Raw genomic sequence first — 15,039 nt, 5'->3', positions numbered from 1 at the left:
AATCATTCCATCCATCTTACACAGTCACTGGTAGAACATTCGGCAGCGATATGACCATTGTGTGCACTAATTTGATAACGCATTTTGCCCGTTGTACACACAGGACAATCCATTTCACTCTGGATGATTAATTGGGGTTTATTGGTACCATGCTTGTCCGTGATCGCCTGACGTGCGATCACTATATTTTGAAAATCCATCATTATTATCCTTAAACTGGGTTAGCGATCGGCTGAGTATCGAGCATTTGCATCTGACTTACTTTTACTTCAGTCACATAGCGTTCTATTCGCTTTTCATCGGTGTACTTGCGTGTATGAAGAGATCCTTCGATATATACCTTTGCGCCTTTTGCAAGATATTGGACTGCGATCTCACCTAAACGGCCATAAGCCACGATACGATGCCACTCTGTATTTTCACGCCATTCCCCTGAACGCTGGTCTTGCCAGCGTTCCGAAGTTGCTATCGAGAATTGGGTATAAGAGCCACCATTCGGAAAGTTTTTAGACTGTGGGTTTGCTCCAAGTGAGCCGACCAAAATTACTTTGTTTACGCCTCTCATAGCTCCCCCTTTATCTGTAAATATTTGATTTTTGTGTGCACACAATTTGTGTCTCGATCCAGTACTTCAGAAATGTAGGGAACCTTGAATTTCTCCTGCAGCATGGCTTTTAAAACAGCAACTTCACAGTCCCACCAAGTGCCTCGAGTACGACGAAATGCATGTCTTGGTCGACCACCTTTGGTTGGTGGTAATCCCTTGACTCTAAGCCAATCAACCTTTTGGCGAACTCGTTTAACTGTACAATCCAATACATCTGCAATTTCAGTAATTGATTTATGCTCCTCGAGCATCGTTTCCAAAACAATTAATTCTGAATCCCACCAGGTACCATGGGTGCTTTTTATTTTGGATGGTCTACCTTGCTTTATAAAATTTAAGACTGCCATATTCATGCGGATTCTCCTTGAAGATCCAGTTCACATCGGCATTTACCTAGGCGGAAATATTCGATTGGTCCTGGTGCATCTTTTGGAGTTATTTCATAACGTGACAGCACATAAATACGTACTGCAGCTTTAACTGTGATGTCATCGCCATCAATTTTGGTAATTCTTCCTTGGTGGGCTGTTTGGTTGACAAGGATTTCACCATTACCAATACGCTTTCTTTTTTGGATCATGAAATTAACTTCATCATCCACCTTGTATAAATCAAAGTTTGGAAGGATAAGACCACCACATTTACATTGATATTTAGACATTGAGCACCTCACAAATGGATGCAAAATAAACTGCGATATGGGAGCAATGGTTCAACCTGTCATAGATGACTTCGTATGTACGTGGTTCACACTGTAAATGTGTAGGAATTTCCGCTTGTTCGGTTTGTACTGTAGAATCGTTTTGCATAATTGCTCTCCGGTGATTGTGTGACACATACAAAAGTGGCCGCTTTTGTATGTGTGCCTGTAAAATTAGAAAAATGAACGTGAACTTCCAGATCCAGACTTCGCTGCACCTAGTAGAGCTTTAAGTAAAAATAGCTGAGCCAAAGAATCTGCTAGGTCTTCAGCTTTATCACCGTTGTTAGATTTTGCTTTAGGGAATTCAGGTAAATTTAATAAATTGTAGAAATCCTCTGTATATGCCCATTGATGAATATGTCTTTCTTTTAAATTGCCTTTAGGTGTATGCCATTCTTTGCATTTATTGCAGTACTCAACATCTGACATAACTTGTTTATCTTTAAAGATCACAACGATTGAACGACCATGTTCAGGTAGATTCGATACCTCTGAGAAAATTGAATCAACTTTTGGATGTGCTGGAATCGCTTCGATTTCAACTTTGAAATGATGAGCATTTGATTCTTTCAGAATCGCATCAGCAAAGTTATAAACGCTCTGTAAGAAAGAGCCTGAATTAGAGCCAACGCCAACTGGATAACCAATTTTTTCTAACAAGTCATCGCGGTGAATAGTCTTCCTGTCCAATTGATTCAATCGACTTATTAGAAACTGGCCAACATCTGCTGAGATGGGCAACGAAGCTTGCATACATGCTGAAGTTGAAATATTTAACTTATACATAGAGATTTTCCTTAAAAATGGGATTAGTCCCGTGATGACACTGGCTTTTCAAAGATCCAGCATCGTTTGGTAGTACTTGTGATTTTGCTTTGAATGGCTTTGTTGGCCTCGACAAAGCGGTAATGAAGACTGTGGCGTAACGCAGTCTGCAATTCGTTTACTTCAGGCAGTGAATACCGATAATCCGCTGCGACTTTGTATAAATGGGCAAAATTGATTGCGAAAATGTCAGTTTTGGCTGAGTGATTTACCACGCTGTCATGGTGTTCAACCTTTCTAATCGAATCTTCCATTTCTTCGATGGTGTTCCAGAAGTTCTGAACGATGATCGAATCGGACTTGATCACCTTGTCCCGTGTCTGAGCCATTGAGATAAATTCGGCATGGACTTGCTTTTGGATATCAATTGGAACCTCACAAACATGCTTACAAAGGGCATCGAATAACGACATAAATTGGGCGTGGTTTTGAACCACGCGTGAACTGCGAATGTTGTTTTGTTCCTGGTGCAAAATCGCATCGTATTTTTCAAAGCCAAGTTTGTAGGCTTCTAATATTGCTGCTTCCTTTGATAAACATTGCAGAATGAATTGGCTGACATCCTCTGGCTCATATTTATCAAGTCTGCGTGATGCATATAAACTGTTTTTAGTAAGTTGGCTTTTCCAAAACTTGGTGTGAACAATACGTTCCATAATGGGTGTGGTAGAAACAACCTCGGCATTCTGGCTGATAATGATTGTGCCCATGAATGGCGGTTCATAGGTCTCATTACCACCCGTTTTCATCCCTTGGGCGCCTAGCGACCCACCATCGAATAATGTTTTTAGCGAATCCCAATCGAACTGCTTGATTGTCCCTTTCTCATTTTCACGCTCTGACTCGATCAGTACGACTGGCAAATTAGAAACTTGTCTGAAGGTACGAATCAAGCCAGATTTGGTCGATTTAACGGGATCAACACCTTCGTATTTGATACGGCCAAACAATTTCCATAAGAATAAAAGTAGAGTCGATTTACCCGTACCCGGTTCACCGACAACTTCAAAGAATGGAAAGGATTTGTGCATTTTGCGGATCTGTTGGGCGTATAGGCTGCCAAAAAATGCCGTTAATGTGATGAGTCCCCTAACGCTGTACGCATCGATAAAATCTGTGATCCATTGATTTTTATAATCTGTAAATTTCGGATTGATTTCTAAAGCAAAAGGAGCTTTACACTTTAAGTTGGTTTTGTTTGGGAGTTCAAAATAATCCTCTTTGTTTAATTTGAACTGCTTACTTGATTGGTAGGCTAATTCACCTAAAACATAGGCTTTCTGGTCGGCATGGTAGCCAATGTAATTGATTAATTGAACGCGCTTGATGTCGGTGAGCTCACGCTCTAAAAAGGCATCAAGTTGATTGCTATTCCCTTTGTAAAATTTACCTGGTGCAATGTGTAAAAGACGTTTCTTAAACTCTGAAGCTGAAGAGATGTGCCCTGCGCTGAAGGTATTTTTAATGGTCTTTGCACCGCGAGGGAAATCTATCTGGAAGTAATAGTCGGCTTCGTCAATTTCAGCCATGTACTGGTAATACAAACCACGTGGTCGACAATCCATGATTAACTTCGCTTCAGCTGCATGAAGTATGGCAGCTGCTCGACGTTCTTCTATTGCCTTGTCTTTTTCTTCCTGTGCCCAGTCCTGATTGTCTTTATCTTCAAAATTGATGCCCTTCATGTAGTCATCATATTTATCCATGTCCAATTTGAACCAATAAACCTGATTATTGAAATCAAAAGGAAAGGACTTAGTCCCCTTGTGCTTGTAGATAAGTATGCCTTTATCCACAGCTTTCTCTGCTACAAGCAAAGATCCGTAATATTTATAGGTTTCTAAATAGCCAAATGTGAGGCGGTTTTGTTTATAGAGATCGTTCCAATCTGTCTTTTTACGTCCACCAGGTGGTAATGCAACTTCGCACTCCCATCCATCTGCTGCAGCCAGTGCTAAATTTTTAAAAATACCATCATGGCCAGCTTGATCATTATCAAACGCCCATACCAGTTTTGGTCGAGGTTTGCCTAAACCATCACATTTGCTGGCTAATAAATTAAGAAATATAGAGGGGTAGTTATTGCTTGTTAAAGCAGAAAAACTGGTAATGTCTGAAAGCCAGAGTGCAATCGTGTCGAATATGCCTTCAGTAATCCAAATCTCTTTTGAATCAATATAATTGGTATTTGGTGTCATCCAAGCATGAGTTTTAGATTCCCATTTATATTTGTTTGTGGTTTTTTGAAGGACTCCATGATCATCCAAAATACGTTGCCACCAACCCTCGTTACCCTCTTGATCGGTAATTGGGAAACGTAAAGTGACAGAGCCAAGGTCATGGTCAGGGCTTCTATAGTATTCCTGTGAATAGGTGAGCTCAGAAAGTTTCTCCAGAGGAAAACCACGCCCTTCAACTAGATAGGCATTCACGGTTTTGTTGGGATCATCTTGAGTGGGTTTAAAACGTTTCTCCCACTTTTCGAAAATGTCGGGATAAAGATCTCGTATAGAGATCTCTTTCCCGCACTCAACTTTACGTGGGCAGAACACGACCCATGGTGCTTCAGCATGTGCCCAAGCCGAACGCTCTTTGTGATTGCATTCAGGGCAGCGACCGCCACGTAATTTACCGTTTTTGACTTTAAAACCGTAGTCGTTATACAACCGATCTACAATTAAGGTTTGCGTTTCTGGATACATAATTTTTCTACAAGCTACGTTTCTTTTTGACGATTTCACGTCCAGCGAGGCTAAAAAGTTTGTTTTTCAGTCGTTGGCGATAAAGAAATTCGATTGTTTCTTCCATTGATTCGAGTCCTAGTTGAACTCTGGCCTCTTCAATGATGACCCTCTCTCTTTCTGTGAGAGCTACAGTTTTATTTGTCGGCATATTCAGCTCCCTTGGAGGTGCTCAAGCGTGCCTTTGTTTAGGATGTTATCTAGACTAAAATCAACCGAATCATCTGAGGTTAATAAGGCAAGTGCTTGCTTTAACGCGAGGTTTCTTATGATTACCCCCGTATGCTCGCCAGTCATTTTGTTCAGTAAATCGAATAACTTTGCCTCGTCATCGTTTAAGTTGACGTTGTATCGGTGTTCGCGTTTTTGTTTGAAATGGTGCATCTGTTTAACCCTCTTGTGCTTTGCCTGCGTTGTAGCGTTCGCCAGCAATACTTGATTTACTGCGATTGGTGGCTTTGGCTAAATCTGTGATTTCGTCATATTCACTGAGGGGCAAATAGATAATGACGCTCTTACGAGGCTCTTCCAGCTTGGGGGCACGGGTAAGGTACGGAGGTGTTTTTTCTGTGCTCATACGTTATCCTAAGAACATAGTGATTTGCTATGAATCACTATAGCACAGAATTTTTACCTTTAAACATAAAAAGGAAATATTTTTATGCCTGATATCGACCCGACTATTCAAGCGGAGATAGCGATACGTTTTAAAGAGGAGCTTGAAAAAAAGAATTTGAAAGCAAAACCTCTATCAAGAGAAATCGGTGCTAGTGACAATACTTTAGGGGCGTATGTACGTGGAAACGTGCCTGACCAATGGATGTATTTACATAATTTGCATAAGAATGGTGTGGACATACGCTACGTGCTCTTAGGCATTGATCCTGATTATGCTGGTCTCACCAGTGAAGAAAGCTTGTTATTAAAGGCGTATAGACAACTGTCTCCTGACGGCCAGCTTGCCCTTTTAGGTTTGAGCAAAGCCTATGCCAAGGACATAGAAAAAACATGATTAAGGATGAGAAAAGCCTCCAAAATGGAGGCTTTTTTTATTTTATTTTGTCGATATCTATTTGATTTTTTTCTATTATAAAGTTAGTTTATATTTGAGGTGCAACGATAGAAATTACTACAATATATTTTGGCTCTTACGCACCCAAATAATAAATTCAATTACCTCGAGGTGAGACACAATGAAGTTAAAAAAACTCATCATACTAACCTTTCTATTTGGAAGCATTTCTGCGCATGCTGGTTGGTTTGGATACTCAGCATCGAATCCTAAAAAAGATCAACAAGGTGAATTAATTCCAAGTGATTTAGCTGATCCATTTAAAGGGTTTATATTATTGGAAGAAAGTATTTTTCAAGACGAACAGTTAGTCGATATACCTGGTAGACTTGTTGCTATTGCTGAAGATGATAAAGGCAATACGTTGTTGTTTCCTTATGGAAATTATATAAAAAAGGATACAGCTAAATTACCCGCTATAAAACCATCCCAATATAATTATGATTCATATTTGCTCGATACAAAATCTGCTGCAAGTATTGGGATTCCACTCGCAGAATCACAACTTCAAGGTAACTATAAAGTTGAATATCGTTTCTATCAGGGTGCTTTAAGTCATATTAGCCTCAGTGATATTGATATGCAAAAATTTCAAAGTTTAGCTAAACAAGTAAGAAAAAACTTTGCCCTTCAAAAAGAATTGAAATTAAAATCAATACAAGTAATTTCGACGGCTGCTATCCTCAATACTTCTTATGCTGTCATGCAAGGAGTTAAATCTGATTTAGATGTATCAGGACCTGGTTGGAAAGTAGGTGGGTCATTTTACTCAACTCAACAAATGTCTAAAAATAGATCTCGTGTTGGAGTAGCTCTCGTTCCATTTGTTGAGGATATTCCAGATCCTATTAGGCAATCTAAAGCTGAAAATAGTATAAATTTTCCAATAACAGGAAAGGAAGCCATACCAGTAGACGTTAATAAATCAGTGTTTACAGGCATAGACCTTCGTAATGCCATGAAAATAGAATAAAAAAAGCCTCCAATTTGGAGGCTTTTTTTATTTACTCGGTATCTTCAACATATTGCTGGACCTTCTCCAGTTTATGTTCTAGATCCTGAAGCAGAAAGATTAAATCGTTATTATTATAAATGACATCTTTATCACCAGTGGAAGCTTCTAGCGACTTTCTCCAAACACGTAGAGCACCAAGTGAACTATCAATATTAAGTGACGCATCTGTATAAGTCGTTTTCATTTCCTCTACCCTATCAATCTGATTTAATTGGAATTCCCATACGGTGACCTCCTTATTGTTCCAGATAGGGCTGTGAATAATTTTTTCACCAGAAAATTTGGGATAAATCAGATTCTCAAGAGCATTCTTTAACTCTTGGAGATTGATTGGTTTGAGTTGTAACTCGTCTGCTAGATCATTGATTTGATCTGGACAAATTGCGAGGCATCCTTTGTCATGTACGTGGTTGATTTTAACAGATAAATATACAGATCTGTCTACAATTTCAAAGAACAAAACGCAGATTCCGACAAGCTTCCGATGTTTTGATTGAACGCGAGGGGCAATGGGCACGTATGGGATTAATTCTGTATTCATGGATTAGTGCCCTCCAAAAAAGAATAATGAAACTGTAAATACAACCGTACATAAGGCTGCAAAACCATCAATAAAGTTTTTACGGATTTTGGCGAATTTTCTTTGCTTCTGGCGTTGTTGATAATCGTGCCAGTTATTGATCGGTGTGTGCTCGATGGCTTGAATTGATTTTTTCATGACTTATTCCTTCGTGTAAGTCTTTGCAAACCTACCGCCATCCTTTCCACGGAATGGAGGTAGACCGAACAGGGGTGGAAATACCGTACACGAAGAAACGGCCAGCCTTTCGACTGCCCTGCCCGATCTACCATAGAAGTCTAACAGATCAGACATTTTAGGCAAAAAAAAGCCGCTATTGAGCGGATGATTTCTGCTCTTCGTGTTGTTTGGACAGGTTTCCACGCCTGTACGCAGATTTTGCTGCGTCTTTACATGTTGCCGATAGTGAATCACTATGTCAATATAATGATTCACTATTTTTTTAATAAACTTTATGGGGAAAGGATTTTAGCAATGATCGAATCGATTAAAAATGAATTTATTCAAAATTTAGGAGAAATTAGAAATATTAATTTAAGCAATAAAAAAACTTATACTTTTTTTTATAATGAATTAGAAGAACAAATAACTGAGCATCTTGATATTAATACAGAAAATAAAAATTCAAAACAAATTTTAGTAGATCAAAAAATGCTTATAAACAACACTACTAATAAGATTAGAGGCTTAACTTATAGTATTGAAAATTTGTTCATTGAATATAACTCATTAACTTCTATAAATATTGATTTTGAAAAATACAATACGGATGCAAATTATTGTTACAATCTAGCTAAAAAAGCTGAAGCGCATGTAGAAGATTTCAAAAAATTGTGTTTAACAATTTCTCCAGAATTAAAAGGTGAAGATGGACAAAACCTTGTATTAAAACCTCTTGAATCATTCCTTATAAAAACTATTGAAAATTTGAAGTCTATTAACCAAGAAATAGCTCAAATTTTAGATGAATCTTTACGTGTATTAAGTAATATTAAAAGCCTAATGTTGCAGGAATTAAGGACAGAAAAAGAAATTTTTGATAGTAGTTATCAGACTAGATTTAAAGAAGATACTGCTTTGATTATAAAAAAGTTTGAGAATGATGTAGCAAACTTAGCGAAAAAATTTGAAAATCAGTATAAGAGTATTAAATTAGATAGTAACAAACTAGGTAAAAGCCATGATTTGCTCACTACTGGAGTTGATGCAGCATTAAAAAACTTAGCTGATTTGAATGAAAGGACTCAAAACATTGAGTTAGAATATTCAAAAATAATTAAAACAGAAAATGACAAGATTAAAAATGAGATTCAAGTAGCTAAAGGAAATATAGCTGAAGATATCAACACATTATTTAACGAAGTTAATGATCAAATTAATGCGATAAAAACCACTCACTCAGATCTTCTAGGACTTGTTGAAAAAGCTGGAATTTATGAGTTGACAAAAAATTATAAAGAAAAAGCTAATGAAGAAAAAATTGAGTATAAGAACTATAGAAAGTATACATCTTGGTCAATTATCGCAGCAATCGTTTCAACAATTGCAGTTTTTGTTTTTGCATTTTGGGAACAATCTCAGATACCTGTTGGAAAAGTTGTAGAAACAAACTATTTATTATTAGTGTCACGTCTATCAATTTCATTAATGTTCTTTGTTCTCGCATTATACCTATCTAAACAAGCCTCTAAACATTATGAATGTTATCAAGAGAACCATAGAACGTTTTTACAACTAGCTGCTTTAGAACCATTTATGGCGCGTATGACTCCAGAAGAACAAAAAGAGATCCGTAAAGGGCTTATTCCTAGCTATTTTAACCAAGCAAATGATGGAAAGTATGCAAGTAAGGGCGATGAGGTGGATTTATCTTCGAATATAACAACTATCGTCAATAATCTGATTGAAAGAATTCCATCTAAGAAAGAAGAGGTAAATTCCACGAAAACAGAAAGCACAACTGGTTAAAGTCTAATTCTACTTTCTTATAGTGAATCATTATGACAATATAATGATTCACTATTTTATAATAATGAGGGAATTTTTTGGCGCTTCTATTCTTTTTACTGCTTTTGGCTTCAACTATTGGAACAATCGTTTTATTGATCAATCCATCATTAACTGCTGTACGTGGAAAGTCTCCATTAAGTCGAGGCAAAATCAGTCTTTATGGAGTTGCTGTCAGTCTTTTTTCATTTGCTATGATTGGTGTATTTGCTCCCCCCGTTGAACAAGGTACCAAAAAAAGTGTTCAAGAATCATTAGAAAATACTAATGCACCTAAGGCTGAAATTGACCAGAAAACTGAAGACAATAAGCCACCGTTTGAACTGACCGATGACCCTAAGCAAAATGCAACCAATGCTCAAGCACATTATGAAAAATTGGCTGATGAAGATCGACCACAGTTTGAATGGCCAAAGGTTGACTATACAAAAGCTGTGGCCAAGGTGAGTTTACATGACGATAAAGCCATTTTAAAAGCCGTAGGCAAAACAATCGCTGATCAGGAAGACGCTACAAACCAAAATGGCGAGCAAATGCAAAGTTATTACTTCAGTAAAGATCTAGCCAATTATTTGCAGTTGGATTTGAGCCGAGAATATATCGATGTTGCTTGGAAATACGATAGTAAAAATCCCATTAAAGCAACTGCTGTATTTGAAGATGGCCAACGGATCACCAGAGCATTGTTAGGCGGTCAAGCGGGTATTGCGCTTTATGAAAATATTGCCAAAGGTGGCAAGGTAGATGAACTGCATCTGGAAGATGGTACCGTGATTAAAAATGCACGTTGTGGCCAGTCGATGTGTCGTTATCAGGTGGCTAGATAAAAGATGAATAAAAACAACCAAATTCAGCAAGATAAAAAAGAGAAATGGCAAATAGCATTATTTATCATTGGAATTGTAATTATATGGTTATTATTTCCTTGGGCTTTATCACATTTAGCAAAATGGTTAGAGTGGAACATACAAGCCTCTGATGATCCCAACTTTGGTACTTTTGGTGATACATTTGGAGCACTGAATACTTTATTTAGCGGTCTAGCGTTTGCAACACTTATCATCACATTAATTCTTCAAAGGAAAGAATTACAATTACAAAGAAAAGCTGTTCAGGACCAACATTTAGAAATTCAAAAAAGTAATGATATAGCCGAACAACAAGCTTTGATAACAGAACAACAAGCAACACTTTTAGAAAAACAGATTCGAGAGGCTCAAGTTCAGAATTTCTTTAATGTACTTTTTCCACTATTTAATAGAAAAAAAACTTACTACGAAGAAGCTGATAAATTGCCTGTTTTTGGTCCATCGTCACAACTTGAGAATATTAAGAGTGAAAGTACTTTTAAAGCATTACATTTGGGAGCGATAAGAACATATGAGAATTTTGAGAAAACTTACGGAAGTGATTTTCATCAAAAAGATGAAATCGTAAGAATATTAAAAGAAATGATTCATGGTTCACAATATCTTCTTTCTTATAGTTATTTGAAAGGCTCAAAATATAATGAATATTTCTCATATATTATTAATTTTATTGAAAACTTCGAAGGTATTGATGATAAAGATAGAGATTTAGCATTATCTATTTTTATATCTGATTTTAGTACAAGAGAACTTTACATCATTTCCCTTTTAACTATTGAAGATGATGTACTCTTGGACAAAGTGATTAAACACAAAATTTTTGATTCATTCATTAAGAATGATCGTGATGGAAGATCAGTATTCAGCTTATTATATTCTGAATAAAAAAAGCCGCTTAACGGCTTTTATTCTGTCCTTTGCTTATACCCTGCTAGCCACATTTGAGGAGCCTCAGTCCAACTTCTTAATCCGTTTGGCTCTTGACCCCCATGAAATGCATTCAAAAATCGTTCCCGCCACCAATAGTGCATCATCTCACTTCGATATTTAGGGAAGCCTGGTGGATTCATTTCTGGAGTAATATCCTGATAAAAGAGGTCAAATAATTTAAGGGGATCATCCAAAATGCTGTCCTCAAAAAGAAGAAATAAACGTACCAGGTAATATAGATCTATTAATTGCTTGATCTCTTGCCAATGTTGCAAATCTTGATAGGTCTACACCTATAAAAAATGAACCATTGCCCTGTGCTTGATCTTTCCATTTGTTCCAGTGCGTGTATCCACCATTTACATTGATTTCAATTTCATCCACGGGAAAATTGGATAGGACGTTTCTATCATTTATGAAAAGTTGAACATTAAGTGTCTTAGTTGGCATTTTCGCTCCCCTCATCATTGGCAGCTTTTAGCTCCATTAATTCTTTTAAGGTGGGAAGGTGTATGGATGGATTTGGCATAGCACTCGGAGAAATAGTGTGCGTTATTTCAATATGCCCACCACAGGTAAAACCACAGTTCACATTGCTACATTGAAACCAAAGTGTTTTCAAAATGGCATGTTCTTCTCTACTGGACCGTATCGCTAAAGCAGAAACACAATGTGGACACTTGAATTGACGTTTTGAAGCCATGCTTTGCCCAATGGTTGTAATTTTGTTCATTATAGTAAATATGAACAAATATTTGTACCTTCCAGTAATTTTTAATAGTATTAGCGTACTTTGTTGGAAGTAGCCAAAGTTATGAAAAACCTTAAATGCCAGTGCTGTTTAAAACTGCTGGCGAAAACGGGATACTTTGATCAATTAGAAATAAAGTGCCCTCGTTGTAAAACATTAAATAACTTCCAGAGCACCCCGAGTGCCTTACCTGAATGCCCAGAGCGTCTCATCACACCAGGTAAGATAGATGAATCAAATCACTTCTGTAACACCACAATACAATCCTAAAGGCCACAGCTTCAGTGGCTGGCTTGGCGGAAAATCTCAACTCGCACGAACAATCATAGAAACCATGCCTTCGCACACAACTTATGTGGAAGTTTTTGGTGGTGCGGGTTGGGTACTGTTTAAAAAGACTCCTTCCCCTGTCGAAGTCATCAACGATATTAATGACGATTTAATCAATCTGTACCGAGTACTTAAATACCATTTTGAAGCGTTTTTGGATGAGTTTGAATTTCTACTCATGTCCCGAACTGTGTTTAATGATTTCAAGCAATCGGAGGCACAGGGATTAACAGATCTACAGCGTGCATCCCGCTTCTATTATATGCTTCGAGCAGCTTTTGGTTGCCAGTTAGATGGTTCATTTAGCTACTCCAAAGATCGCGCTGCGCGTTTAAAACTGGGTGATGAATTACGCGCACATCTGAAGGGAATCCATGAGCGTCTGCAAAAGGTGACTATTGAGAATTCTAACTATGATTACGTGCTGAAGCGTCTTGATGGTCCAGAGACATTGTTCTATATCGATCCACCGTATTGGGATTGTGAGAATGTCTATGGTAAAGGGATCTGGTCAAAACAAGATTTTTATTTGCTGAAGGAGCAGCTAGACGGCATCCAAGGCAAATTTATTTTAAGTTTGAATGATGCACCTGAAGTGCGTGAGTTATTTAAAGACTACAAGGTCCAGCATAAAAAGATTCGCTGGTCAGTCAATAATAAAGCTGCTCATGAAGAACATAATGGCAATGAGTTAATTATCACCAATTTTTAACGTAAACTAATCCCTCTTAGGAGGGATTTTTTATGGCTGAAGAAAAATTAGAACAAAGTTGGATTCGGGTCCGTTTAACTGATAGTCAAAATGCTGATTTACCTTGCTTAAAAGACCGAAAAGGCAATCTCGTCAAAGTATATGACTATGAAGGGACGGAACTAAAATTTAACACCGGTGCGCGCTTTGTTGTTTGGCGTGGCCAACAATGGAAGTTTTAATCCTTCTCATCTTGTAAGGCTTTATATTCACGATCCACGGCTGCCGTTGCAGTTTGGCGATTTTTATACAGATAGGTTAATCGCTTTGGTGTTGATTGATCCCCTTTTGTTATGGTCCCCGTATTTTTTCCGTCTTTGTAGTAAGCCAAAATGCCCGTGTATGTTCCACCGTTATTATCAATCAGCTCTGATAAACTGTCGGCATCGGGCAAATAGACTTCAGCTTCGCATTTAGTTGTATATCCCCCACTTTCGTTATACTCATGAATTACTCGCGTTCCAAGCCATACGATGTCATCGATCAAAGTTTTAAAGCCAATAAAGGATAATGGTGATTCAGGAATGAGTTCAGGCCTACCATAGGCTAATGTAAAACTAAAAGTCGCAGACCTACTTTTTATTTTATTGAATTCAGCTTTGGCCACATGTTCTGCAGTCTGTTTGTCCCGTTGAATATTGCGTATTTCCCTGGTGTTTTCATCTGACATACCTACGGTGACTTTCTGTCGTTTGGCATGGGTATTGTCATAGTAATAGACCGTTACCCCAGATACATCATCTGCCCCGTCAGTATCAGAATATTGGTGTGAATCTCCCTCGGCTCTTGTGATCACGACCTCAGGTAATGGATTGCCATTAATGGTTTTGCCTTCACCCTTAGGCATAAATAATAAATTGCCATTTTTGACTGTTGCAATTGCATCATGCTCATCGGCTATACGGGTGATCAAATTAGCATCAGATTCGTTTTGATCGAGGTGGGGTAATAAAATAATTGCTAATTCTTCATTTATCCGTGGTATCAATCCATGTTCGCTTGCAATGGTTTGAACAATATCACCAATGGTTTTTTGATCGAAACTGCGTTCCTTTTTTTTCTTAAACGCTGTTTTAAGATCTGCTGCTTCAGCACGTAGCGTGAGGATGTCGGGTGCTCCTTGGTGGCCACGTTCTTTGACCAGGTATTTTCCCTTATAAACTAGACCGCTATTGCTCCAGCCGATCCATGCTTCAATCTCCGCACCTTTGGGCGGGATATCTAATAAACCATCATGATCACTTAGTTCGATCTCAATTGAATCAGTTTCGATGCCACGATTATCAGTAATGGTCATACGCATCAGCCGATCCTGAATCATGGTACCAATGTCGGTACCATTGACCATCAAGCGGTAAATTGCATTGGGATAGCTATCACTGAAACCGCGATCTACATCCGTGGCGATATTGGTAACGGTCGAAGCAATATTCATAAGATATTACCTAAAACATTGCCAAGAACGTTCCCCATTAAAACTCCCACAGTTTGCGTTTTCTTTAGCTTTATAGAAAACTCGATTTTACGTGGTGTACCATCTTTAAAAAAATAGCTTTGGGTTTCATCAACACTATCAATTACCCAAAGGCCGAAAATTTTGCCGTTACCCGCGATCAATGGAAATGATTTCCCTGTATCACCCATTACACGTAAAGCGGTAATCGACATTTGAGAGCCAAACTGGGGAACAATAGATCCATCTAAGGTCATCGTGTCTTCACCTTTGCCCGTAAACTGATATGCAGGCATGCTACCGACACGAGAATTGCTGACATGATTCCATGTGGTTGAACGTTGAAGGCTTTGGTACGTGGCCGTTGGTATTGAGAATACGAACATGCCGAGAATCATCATCATA

General features: G+C 38.1%; 24 protein-coding genes. 8 read left to right on the top strand and 16 right to left on the bottom strand.

Translation table 11 applies throughout. The features are described from left to right. Positions 1-2: 2 nt before the first annotated feature. From V6E90_RS00355 to V6E90_RS00310, 10 genes are all read right to left on the bottom strand, one after another. The gene (locus tag V6E90_RS00355; RefSeq protein ID WP_332604186.1) at positions 3-182 is read right to left on the bottom strand and encodes a hypothetical protein; all 180 of its coding nucleotides are present in this window, start codon (positions 180-182) and stop codon (positions 3-5) included. 29 nt (positions 183-211) lie between these two features. Then, positions 212-565 (bottom strand): single-stranded DNA-binding protein, encoded by a 354-nt coding sequence (locus V6E90_RS00350; RefSeq protein WP_332604185.1) that lies wholly within the window; start codon positions 563-565, stop codon positions 212-214. Further along, entirely contained in the window at positions 562-960 is a 399-nt protein-coding gene (locus tag V6E90_RS00345) for a hypothetical protein (protein WP_332604184.1), read from the bottom strand. Before V6E90_RS00345 ends, V6E90_RS00350 begins: the two co-directional genes overlap by 4 nt. Then, positions 957-1,268: a hypothetical protein gene (locus tag V6E90_RS00340; protein WP_332604183.1), complete on the bottom strand. Its 312-nt coding sequence runs from the start codon at positions 1,266-1,268 to the stop codon at positions 957-959. Before V6E90_RS00340 ends, V6E90_RS00345 begins: the two co-directional genes overlap by 4 nt. Beyond that, positions 1,261-1,416: a hypothetical protein gene (locus tag V6E90_RS00335; RefSeq protein WP_332604182.1), complete on the bottom strand. Its 156-nt coding sequence runs from the start codon at positions 1,414-1,416 to the stop codon at positions 1,261-1,263. The genes V6E90_RS00340 and V6E90_RS00335 overlap by 8 nt, the downstream gene beginning before the upstream one ends. 65 nt (positions 1,417-1,481) lie before the next feature. After that, on the bottom strand, positions 1,482-2,096 hold the full coding sequence (locus V6E90_RS00330) for a hypothetical protein (RefSeq protein ID WP_332604181.1): 615 nt from the start codon (positions 2,094-2,096) through the stop codon (positions 1,482-1,484). Between the two features lie 23 nt (positions 2,097-2,119). Beyond that, complete coding sequence (locus tag V6E90_RS00325) at positions 2,120-4,837, bottom strand: toprim domain-containing protein (protein WP_332604180.1); 2,718 nt, start codon at positions 4,835-4,837, stop codon at positions 2,120-2,122. A gap of 7 nt (positions 4,838-4,844) precedes the next feature. After that, positions 4,845-5,027: a hypothetical protein gene (locus V6E90_RS00320; RefSeq protein WP_016660456.1), complete on the bottom strand. Its 183-nt coding sequence runs from the start codon at positions 5,025-5,027 to the stop codon at positions 4,845-4,847. Positions 5,028-5,029: 2 nt separating this feature from the next. Next, on the bottom strand, positions 5,030-5,260 hold the full coding sequence (locus tag V6E90_RS00315) for a hypothetical protein (RefSeq protein ID WP_004804672.1): 231 nt from the start codon (positions 5,258-5,260) through the stop codon (positions 5,030-5,032). Between the two features lie 4 nt (positions 5,261-5,264). Then, positions 5,265-5,453, bottom strand: coding sequence for a hypothetical protein (locus V6E90_RS00310; protein WP_332604179.1), 189 nt, complete (start codon positions 5,451-5,453; stop codon positions 5,265-5,267). 84 nt (positions 5,454-5,537) lie between these two features. On the opposite strand from V6E90_RS00310, the gene V6E90_RS00305 reads away from it, so the two are divergent. Together V6E90_RS00305 and V6E90_RS00300 are read left to right on the top strand one after the other, a co-directional pair. Then, positions 5,538-5,888, top strand: a complete 351-nt coding sequence (locus tag V6E90_RS00305; protein ID WP_332604178.1) for a hypothetical protein — start codon at positions 5,538-5,540, stop codon at positions 5,886-5,888. 181 nt (positions 5,889-6,069) lie between these two features. Continuing rightward, the gene (locus V6E90_RS00300; protein WP_332604177.1) at positions 6,070-6,921 is read left to right on the top strand and encodes a hypothetical protein; all 852 of its coding nucleotides are present in this window, start codon (positions 6,070-6,072) and stop codon (positions 6,919-6,921) included. Positions 6,922-6,952: 31 nt separating this feature from the next. Here the strand turns inward: V6E90_RS00300 and V6E90_RS00295 are convergent, their stop codons facing one another. After that, positions 6,953-7,504, bottom strand: coding sequence for a hypothetical protein (locus V6E90_RS00295; protein WP_332604176.1), 552 nt, complete (start codon positions 7,502-7,504; stop codon positions 6,953-6,955). A 3-nt stretch (positions 7,505-7,507) separates the two neighbouring features. Then, positions 7,508-7,681 (bottom strand): hypothetical protein, encoded by a 174-nt coding sequence (locus V6E90_RS00290; RefSeq protein ID WP_332604175.1) that lies wholly within the window; start codon positions 7,679-7,681, stop codon positions 7,508-7,510. A 336-nt stretch (positions 7,682-8,017) separates the two neighbouring features. Here V6E90_RS00290 and V6E90_RS00285 point away from each other — a divergent pair, with 336 nt between their 5' ends. The 3 genes from V6E90_RS00285 to V6E90_RS00275 all read left to right on the top strand — a co-directional run bounded on the left by V6E90_RS00285 (position 8,018) and on the right by V6E90_RS00275 (position 11,304). Beyond that, the gene (locus V6E90_RS00285) at positions 8,018-9,511 is read left to right on the top strand and encodes a hypothetical protein (protein ID WP_332604174.1); all 1,494 of its coding nucleotides are present in this window, start codon (positions 8,018-8,020) and stop codon (positions 9,509-9,511) included. 77 nt (positions 9,512-9,588) lie between these two features. After that, positions 9,589-10,377, top strand: a complete 789-nt coding sequence (locus V6E90_RS00280) for a hypothetical protein (RefSeq protein ID WP_332604173.1) — start codon at positions 9,589-9,591, stop codon at positions 10,375-10,377. A 3-nt stretch (positions 10,378-10,380) separates the two neighbouring features. Continuing rightward, positions 10,381-11,304, top strand: a complete 924-nt coding sequence (locus tag V6E90_RS00275) for a hypothetical protein (protein ID WP_332604172.1) — start codon at positions 10,381-10,383, stop codon at positions 11,302-11,304. A gap of 249 nt (positions 11,305-11,553) precedes the next feature. On the opposite strand, the gene V6E90_RS00270 is transcribed toward V6E90_RS00275, so the two are convergent. Both V6E90_RS00270 and V6E90_RS00265 read right to left on the bottom strand, forming a co-directional pair. Then, complete coding sequence (locus V6E90_RS00270; protein ID WP_332604171.1) at positions 11,554-11,799, bottom strand: hypothetical protein; 246 nt, start codon at positions 11,797-11,799, stop codon at positions 11,554-11,556. After that, positions 11,789-12,052 carry an ogr/Delta-like zinc finger family protein gene (locus V6E90_RS00265; RefSeq protein ID WP_332604170.1) on the bottom strand — a complete coding sequence of 88 codons (264 nt, stop codon included), beginning with the start codon at positions 12,050-12,052 and terminating at the stop codon, positions 11,789-11,791. The genes V6E90_RS00270 and V6E90_RS00265 overlap by 11 nt, the downstream gene beginning before the upstream one ends. Positions 12,053-12,163: 111 nt before the next feature. On the opposite strand from V6E90_RS00265, the gene V6E90_RS21815 reads away from it, so the two are divergent. Genes V6E90_RS21815 through V6E90_RS00255 form a run of 3 tightly spaced genes read left to right on the top strand, consistent with a single transcriptional unit; the run spans position 12,164 to position 13,363 of the window. Next, entirely contained in the window at positions 12,164-12,370 is a 207-nt protein-coding gene (locus V6E90_RS21815) for a Com family DNA-binding transcriptional regulator (RefSeq protein WP_442881240.1), read from the top strand. After that, the gene (locus V6E90_RS00260) at positions 12,330-13,142 is read left to right on the top strand and encodes a DNA adenine methylase (protein ID WP_332604169.1); all 813 of its coding nucleotides are present in this window, start codon (positions 12,330-12,332) and stop codon (positions 13,140-13,142) included. The genes V6E90_RS21815 and V6E90_RS00260 overlap by 41 nt, the downstream gene beginning before the upstream one ends. A 32-nt stretch (positions 13,143-13,174) precedes the next feature. Then, positions 13,175-13,363: a hypothetical protein gene (locus tag V6E90_RS00255; protein ID WP_332604168.1), complete on the top strand. Its 189-nt coding sequence runs from the start codon at positions 13,175-13,177 to the stop codon at positions 13,361-13,363. On the opposite strand, the gene V6E90_RS00250 is transcribed toward V6E90_RS00255, so the two are convergent. Both V6E90_RS00250 and V6E90_RS00245 read right to left on the bottom strand, forming a co-directional pair. Continuing rightward, positions 13,360-14,616 (bottom strand): contractile injection system protein, VgrG/Pvc8 family, encoded by a 1,257-nt coding sequence (locus V6E90_RS00250; RefSeq protein ID WP_332604167.1) that lies wholly within the window; start codon positions 14,614-14,616, stop codon positions 13,360-13,362. The two genes, V6E90_RS00255 and V6E90_RS00250, sit on opposite strands and share 4 nt — an antisense overlap. Continuing rightward, positions 14,613-15,038, bottom strand: coding sequence for a phage tail protein (locus V6E90_RS00245; RefSeq protein ID WP_332604166.1), 426 nt, complete (start codon positions 15,036-15,038; stop codon positions 14,613-14,615). The genes V6E90_RS00250 and V6E90_RS00245 overlap by 4 nt, the downstream gene beginning before the upstream one ends. Position 15,039 lies beyond the last annotated feature (1 nt).

Origin of the sequence: Acinetobacter sp. ESBL14 (assembly GCF_036668815.1) — a bacterium.
GTDB classification, from domain to species: domain Bacteria; phylum Pseudomonadota; class Gammaproteobacteria; order Pseudomonadales; family Moraxellaceae; genus Acinetobacter; species Acinetobacter gyllenbergii.
The sequence above is the reverse complement of the archived record's forward strand: the minus strand, read 5'-3'. Positions and strand labels throughout refer to the sequence as shown.